General features: G+C 59.6%; 1 protein-coding gene. It reads left to right on the top strand.

What is annotated here, in order from left to right:
• Positions 1-75: 75 nt before the first annotated feature.
• Positions 76-900, top strand: coding sequence for an IS5 family transposase (locus tag MCRY_RS22415; RefSeq protein ID WP_085633982.1), 825 nt, complete (start codon positions 76-78; stop codon positions 898-900).
• Positions 901-930: the final 30 nt, after the last annotated feature.

Below are 930 nucleotides of genomic sequence, written 5' to 3'. Positions count from 1 at the left end.
GCCCGATTTGAAACTAATTGAGTGAGTTCAGGAGGTTGTGATTCTGTTCGGCTGCGACACTGAACGGAGACCACGATGGCCTGGACCGAACTCACCCGCAGCCAGCATGCCCGTGAGGGCAACAAATACGCAAGCGATTTGACAGATGCCGAATGGGCGCTGCTCGCCCCTCTGATGCCGCCGCCCAAGCAAACTGGCCGGCCGCGCACCACGTGTTTGCGCGATGTGTTCGACGCGATCCTTTATGTTGCGACCACAGGGTGCCAGTGGCGAATGCTGCCGAACGACTTTCCACCGGTCTCGACAGTACGAGGGTATTTCTATGCGTGGCGCAATGACGGGCTGCTGGAGGAGATGAACCGCGCACTTGTGGAGGCCGCACGTCTGGCCGAGGGCCGAGCGGCCCTGCCAACGGCAGGTATCATCGACAGCCAGAGCGTAAAAACCACTGAAAGTGGCGGGATTAGAGGCTATGATGCCGGCAAACGGATCAAAGGGCGCAAGCGCCACATTGCCACCGACACGCTTGGCCTGCTGGTCGGTCTTGTCGTTCACAGTGCCGGCATCCAAGACCGTGATGGGGCGCCGGATGTTCTGAAACGTGTCGCCGCGCGGTATCCAACGCTGCGCCACGTCTTCGCCGATGGCGGCTATGCAGGGCCGAAATTACGAGAAGCGTTAAAGTCTATCGGGCGCTGGACGGTGCAGATCGTCAAGCGCTCAGACACCGCAAAAGGGTTCGAGGTGTTGCCACGCCGATGGGTGGTTGAACGCACCCTCGCCTGGCTGGGACGATGCCGGCGTCTATCGAAGGATTGGGAAAAATCCATCGCCAGCGCGGCAGCTTGGGTCACAATCGCACACATCCGGCGCGTCACGCGGATGCTCGCAAGACAATGAATTCCCACGAAAAGTTTTGAATCAGACTCT

The sequence above is a fragment of the Marivita cryptomonadis genome (assembly GCF_002115725.1).
Lineage (GTDB): Bacteria > Pseudomonadota > Alphaproteobacteria > Rhodobacterales > Rhodobacteraceae > Marivita > Marivita cryptomonadis.
Note: the sequence above shows the minus strand (reverse complement) of the source record. Positions and strands in the feature narration are given on the sequence as shown.